The sequence below is a fragment of the Gilliamella sp. B2828 genome, assembly GCF_026537125.1.
Classification (GTDB): domain Bacteria; phylum Pseudomonadota; class Gammaproteobacteria; order Enterobacterales; family Orbaceae; genus Gilliamella.
This window is the reverse complement of record NZ_JAFNMU010000007.1, coordinates 128,011-134,089: the sequence shown is the minus strand read 5'-3', so window position 1 is coordinate 134,089 and position 6,079 is coordinate 128,011. Positions and strand designations below refer to the sequence as shown.

5 protein-coding genes are annotated in these 6,079 nt (G+C 35.8%); all 5 read right to left on the bottom strand.

All coding sequences use genetic code 11. The annotated features are described in order from the left end of the window. Positions 1-151 precede the first annotated feature (151 nt). Positions 152-3,346, bottom strand: coding sequence for a tape measure protein (locus J3U19_RS07935; protein WP_267345982.1), 3,195 nt, complete (start codon positions 3,344-3,346; stop codon positions 152-154). Continuing rightward, a complete protein-coding gene (locus J3U19_RS07930) occupies positions 3,339-3,743 on the bottom strand; it encodes a hypothetical protein (RefSeq protein ID WP_267345980.1) in 405 nt (134 codons plus the stop codon). The genes J3U19_RS07935 and J3U19_RS07930 overlap by 8 nt, the downstream gene beginning before the upstream one ends. Then, complete coding sequence (locus tag J3U19_RS07925) at positions 3,740-3,868, bottom strand: hypothetical protein (RefSeq protein ID WP_267342143.1); 129 nt, start codon at positions 3,866-3,868, stop codon at positions 3,740-3,742. Before J3U19_RS07925 ends, J3U19_RS07930 begins: the two co-directional genes overlap by 4 nt. A 206-nt stretch (positions 3,869-4,074) precedes the next feature. After that, entirely contained in the window at positions 4,075-4,494 is a 420-nt protein-coding gene (locus J3U19_RS07920) for a hypothetical protein (protein ID WP_267342142.1), read from the bottom strand. 49 nt (positions 4,495-4,543) lie between these two features. Continuing rightward, complete coding sequence (locus tag J3U19_RS07915) at positions 4,544-6,079, bottom strand: phage tail tube protein (RefSeq protein WP_267342141.1); 1,536 nt, start codon at positions 6,077-6,079, stop codon at positions 4,544-4,546.

Genomic DNA, 6,079 nt, shown 5'->3' with positions numbered 1-6,079 from the left:
GAATTTCCACAAAGTAGGAATATAGCAGTAACTTTTAAAAATGATATTATTATTGACAAACTAGAACCTGAACTAGATTGACATCTCCCCTCCCTTAGGGAGGGGTTTTACGGATCTACGGATAAAAAACAGCAGTTACCAATTAACTTTATTAGGCTGCCCCTCGAACTATACTACTTACTTCCTCTCCGTTATTCCTCAAGTGATTAAGGACTATCTGTTCACCGCCACGACCTGATAACCATTCACGCGCTTTTTCATCACTATCAACTAGAGCAATATTGATCACAGGCTGAGAGTTAATAACTTCAGTTTGTTGTGAGACTGGGGAATAACTTGGTTGCTGAATGGTTGCATCGCCGCGCTGCAATGCTTGTAGAGAACTTACACCAATTCTTGATGTTGAGGCAGCATCCATAACAAATTCCCTGCCATGTACTACTCCTGCAATCTCGCTTATCCCTATATTGCCTGTATATCCCCCATTCATAAATCCTACTTGTTGCGATCTAATTTGTTGAACATTTGCTATACCTGCGGCAATCGCAGCCGCCGCTGCCGCCGCGCCAAGTGCAGGACCAACATAAGGAATACCAGCCATCGATGCATAAGCTGCTGTTGCAGATTGATAAGTGTTAATAATCGCTTGGGATATCGCTGCCGCTTTGCCGATCATTGCCATTTTTTTATTATTGGAATATTGCATTTCTGCAAGACCACCAAAAAATGAATTAGCTTGATTGAGAATTAAGTTTTGCTGAGCAGCCCAAACTTGCGCGCGTAGTGCTCCTGCTGTTTCCTGATTTAATCCAAATTTCTCAGTTAAGATATCAATTTGATTGTACATGTATTCAAACTGTGCAATTTGTGCATTAATTAGCTCGCCAGTACCTTCAAACATACCATAAAATAAGCTATTACTGTCATTATTTAAAGCTAACACGATATCACTTTTTTCCCACTTTTCAGATTTTGCCACTTCATTTAGAGCATCAAGAAAAAGATTATGATCCTTCACTTTCTGCCCAAAAGAATTTTTCAATAAACCATCCTGAAGAGATGTGGCATCATCCTTTTTCTGTTTTAAAGCAATTTTTTCGCGTAATAGTGCGTTTTCTTGCTCACTTAGAATAATGCCTTTCGCCATCATATCTTGTTGTACTGAATAAAACTCAATTTCAACCCTGCGTTGTTCTGCGGTTAAATCGAGCAAATCAGATTGACGCTTTATTTCATTATAATAAGCATTAAGAGGATTTAAACTCTCCTTATATTGATTTTTTAGTAACGCGAGATAATAATTAAAATCGTTTGAGCTTATCTGTCCTTTATTATAAGCATTCTCAAGCATAATTATGCTTTCACAATAATTTTCTAAAGCTGCGCGCGTTGGATTAAGCGAATTAAGTAATTGTTTTAAATCATTTGACATAACTGAAGCGCCTTTAAATGTTTTTGAGTCAATTAATCCCTCTTGAATCCATTTTTCATCATTTTTCTTAACTCTAACTCTCTGTGTTACTCCCTCAAAATACTGTGATGCAGCATTAATCCCCATTCCTATATAATCCTGATTTAAAGCTGTACTCCAAACTGCCTTAAATTCAGATGCTAAGTTTTTAGCTTCTTCAGAAAAATTTAAATGGTCAAAAGATATAATAACATCATCAAGTGCTCTAGTGACAGAGTTTGCCATATCCTGATTAAGATAACCTATCAATTTAACAAGCCCCCTTATTGGGACTTGCCAAGCATTAACCATCGCTTCCATAAAACTGAGAGAAGTATTATAAATACCTTTCCAAACATTCTCCCATGTTGCACCAAGATTATTCCAAATTAAACTTATTGTTTTTCCAAAAGCAATAACTAGCCCAATTAGCTCATTCGTCACGGACTTATGGAACGCCTGTATCGATTGAAGAACACCTAAGATGTTTTCTCCAAAAATATCAATATTTCCGGACATAGAAGACATTGTATTATTGAAAATATCACTAACTATACTTAATGATTTGGCCGCAAAATCTTTAATATCCTCGAATATAATGCGAGTAACATCCCCAAGTGTTACAAATTCATCGGCAGTGACCTTTATATCATCAGAAAAAAATGTTAATGCAGAAATAACCGCGGTGATCCCTATAAGTAATGCACCAAATGGATTTAATGCTAATGCTGCCGTAAAAGCCTTAATCTTTAATATTGCATAAGGTAAGGTCTTGTTACCCAGGCTATCAACACCAGTTTTGAATAAAGCATTATAAGCTGTCGCTGAAACGTAACTAACACCGAGCACTCCAAACACGTTAACTAATTGAGGTATTCTTTCTGAAATAAAAGAAATAGAATTTGCAACCTTTTCATTGATTTTATATGCAGAATCAACATTAAAAATATATTGTTTAATACTCGTTTGAAGATTAGTGATCGCATCGTTAATCTGGTTTGGCATTAACGCGGCTTTTTCGGCAATAATTCCAGAGTTACTAACAAAAGCCTCGGCTATGACATCAGTTGTAATTTTACCTTTTCGCCCATATTCAAGTAGTTGATTTGCGTTAATGCCTAACTGTTTAGCTAAAACTTCAACCACTTCACCGCCATTCGCAATAACGGTATTTAATCCTTGTCCTGTTAATTGACCAAGCATCATTGCACGATTAAGACTTGTTGTTACACTTTCGGCAGCTTGTCCACGCATACCAGAGACTAATAACGCGTTATTTAAAGCTTCTGTATAAGTTAATTGCTGGTCGGTTGTTAAACCTAAATCTTTTAAGGCAATCGTGTTTTGTAAAAATGATTCGGCTGTTTGCTCAAAGGATGAGTAGGTACTTTTAGCAAGCTTAACTAATCGTTCCATTGCAACGCTTCCACCGTTAGCAGAACCCGCAACCGCATCAATCCGTGCTTTATAATCAATCAAACTTGATGATGTTTTGGCCAAAAAATTAAGCCCAAGATAACCGCTTACCAACTTAACCGCTCTGCCAAGCAAGTTATAAGATTGCGTTAATGCGTTGATCGATGTAATTAAGTTCTTATTATTTAATTCTACGCTCTTACTCGCATTAACCATTTCTTTTAATTTGTCGCTGGCGCCAGAGAATGCGTTCACTTGTTCCTTGACTGTTTGTATTGATTCTTTAATTGATGCGTTAGTGCCTTTAATTGCCTCTTTAATGTCTTTAAATGGATCAAAGTTAAGCATTTTTTTAAATTCACTACGCATTCGAGCTAGATTTTCTTCAGCATTACCAGCATAAATAGCAATATCTTTAAGTTTTAAGGCTATACTTTGTGGTATTGTGTCTGAGATTTCTATGACAATAGAATCACTCATTTAACGTACTCCTTATTATAGAGATTGCACGTTCACTAAATCCTCCAGCAAATTGCGAAGAGCTTCCCTCATCAAGATTTTTTATATATTCAACATTATTTTGAATAAAAATTTTCTGTCCAAATTGCCTTTTAGCGAGCTGTTTTAATGCTTCATTAATGGTAGCCCCTTGACTAATGTATTTTGTCGATGCATAACTTCCAGCATAATGAGCATTAACGGATTTATCAGTTAAACTTCCTGCCGAAACCAACCAATTAGACAAAGCTTTGCTAGTATCGACTGGTGTAACATTAACTAAGTCTTCAACAGCCGATAGCGCGGCTTTTACTGTTTTATTGTTCGCTTTTACAAGAAGTTGTTTATGGATATAGCCTGATAACTGTTTTAATCTCATTTTTTCCCTTTTTTGAGCTTTTCTTCAATTTTTGCCATATTTTCAATATCCATACCTTTAATTAAATAAATAAAATCTGACGTTTCCTCTCTATCAAGAGAATAAAATTGAGCAAGTTTAATCATGCTTGTTACGGGTATTGCAGTTACGCCCATACAATGAGAGCGTTCAGAATCCAGAAGAAGAAAGGCATCAAAATAAAAATTAAGAAAAGGCTTAAGCTCAGGTTTATTGATAACCCAATCAGGGAAATCTGAACGGGTTATAATGCATTGTTTAATAATAGAGTCCTCGTGTTTACCATATTCTCTTTGGTAATTAAGGACTTCAATTAGTTTTTTAAATTCTCCTCCATTTCAGCTCTTTTGAAAAGTTCAATATTTGTTGATTGACTAATTAAATCCGCAAATAAATCTGGCAATTGATTAAATAGGATGATTGCATTATTTTTAGTAAATTGGATTTCGCTATCATTACGATCTAGCACATTTGACCACCCTTTAAGTGTTGTTTCCGTAAATGCCTGTACTTGCAACTCAAGCATTTTTGAATTTTGCATGATGTCCAGTTCGATTTGTCGTCTAAACGGAGCACATAATTTCTTTAAACGCAAATGGTATGCCGAATCACTACCCCCTATACGTCCAATATAAAAAGTTGGAATAGTTCCATCTTTATTTGCGCCATATTCAATCGCAACGCCTTCTTGTTCTTTGTTTTTATCTGTTTCAAATTGTTCAAATAAACTCATATTTACCTCATAAAATAAAAAGCCCTAAAAAGAGCTGATAATTGATTTATTAATTTAATGGCATAGCTATATCTGGAAGATAATTAAACTGTTGATACATAAGTGTATAGCCGTGTTTATTTTCAGCTCCTGTCTGCTCTAAAGGGATAGTAATAGCCTGGTCCTTTTCTACATTTAACATACCCCCACCAAGCGATAAAAGAGGAATATCAAATATTATGCCCGTATTCTTAGCGGCAAAAATACTTAGTAAACCTACATCAGCATTATTTTTGATAGCCTCAATGGCATCAACAGTACTGAACATCGCAGTTAGTGAGCCTGATACATCAAAATTACCGACTGATACATCAAACGAACCGAGAATTGATAGAGCTTTCAGACCTGATACATTGTTACTAATAGAGATCGTTGCTTCAGTTACATAACCAAATAGCGGTTTTGGATTGGTATTTTGCCCATCAATAATACTCAGTTTTTGAAGATAAATATTAGAGGAAGTGTTAAATGCGTCAGTAGCGTCCAGCGGTAAACGCATGCCCGCCAACCGCTCACCACCTTTTTTATTTGTTGTCGAACAAGCAATGTATGACATATCAGCCGTAACTAGACTTGCTGTCGAGCAGTTTAATGTTAATTCATTAGCAACAGCGCCATTTACATATTGTGCTTGTATTCCTTTATCATCGGCACCAAGCGTTCGTTCTATGCAATATGAGCGAGTGATGATTTTCTCCTGTTCTGATTCGTTACGGATTACAGAACCAAAATAAATTTCTAACGAAATACCATCTCCAATTTCTGAAACTGGCGTAAATGTTGTGTCATCAAACATTAATTCCGCGTCAGAAATACTTTCAATCCTAGCATATCCGACATTATTTTTGAATCTTGCGTTTGTCCCATCTCCACCAATGAAAATACGTTCTCCTAACGTCAAACCTAGATCGGTAAATTTAATACTATCTGAGGTAATAATTAATTTTGGTCTCTCCCCAGCGTTTAAAATAAAATTACATTCTCCTACGCCAAATTTCATGCCAACGACATGGATACATGAGTTACTTGGTGGTTTTAATTCAGAAACTAAAGAGCCTGATACAGTTATTGATACGGGCGTTGATTCGGTAACTGTTTTAACGCCATTATTTGCAAGACTATTAAATCCACTTGCGTAAATAAGTGAGCCAATCAAAGGTGCTTTTTTTAAACTCGTTTCTAAATTATAAGTAGTTGTATCAACATCGGTAATTTTTATAGTTTCTCCGGATATCGGTGAAGTACTAGTTTTTTCTCGAGCATCCGCGAACATAAAACCCTGCATTAGCCACGAAAAAATATTTTTTGTCATATCAACGGTAAAACCTGCCGTGGCATCCATATCAACAATAACACCTTTTTTACTTTGTCTTGATGGATTAATTGTTTCCCTTTTAACTTGAGTTAGTGACCCACCTAAGTCAGAATAACTATTAGGCTCTATACCTCGCCATATCGGAGAAGCAGAGAGTGATTTTAAGCATTCTTCCTCAGCAATAAATAAACCAGTAATATTACTGTCTATTTTATGTTTTTCGCACCCCAT

What these genes read in the sequence shown, in the direction of transcription:
- J3U19_RS07935 (WP_267345982.1), bottom strand. Translation starts at nt 3,346, where the DNA reads ATGAGTGATTCTATTGTCATAGAAATCTCAGACACAATACCACAAAGT.
- J3U19_RS07925 (WP_267342143.1), bottom strand. Translation starts at nt 3,868, where the DNA reads ATGATTAAACTTGCTCAATTTTATTCTCTTGATAGAGAGGAAACGTCA.
- J3U19_RS07915 (WP_267342141.1), bottom strand. Translation starts at nt 6,079, where the DNA reads ATGGGGTGCGAAAAACATAAAATAGACAGTAATATTACTGGTTTATTT.
- J3U19_RS07920 (WP_267342142.1), bottom strand. Translation starts at nt 4,494, where the DNA reads ATGAGTTTATTTGAACAATTTGAAACAGATAAAAACAAAGAACAAGAA.
- J3U19_RS07930 (WP_267345980.1), bottom strand. Translation starts at nt 3,743, where the DNA reads ATGAGATTAAAACAGTTATCAGGCTATATCCATAAACAACTTCTTGTA.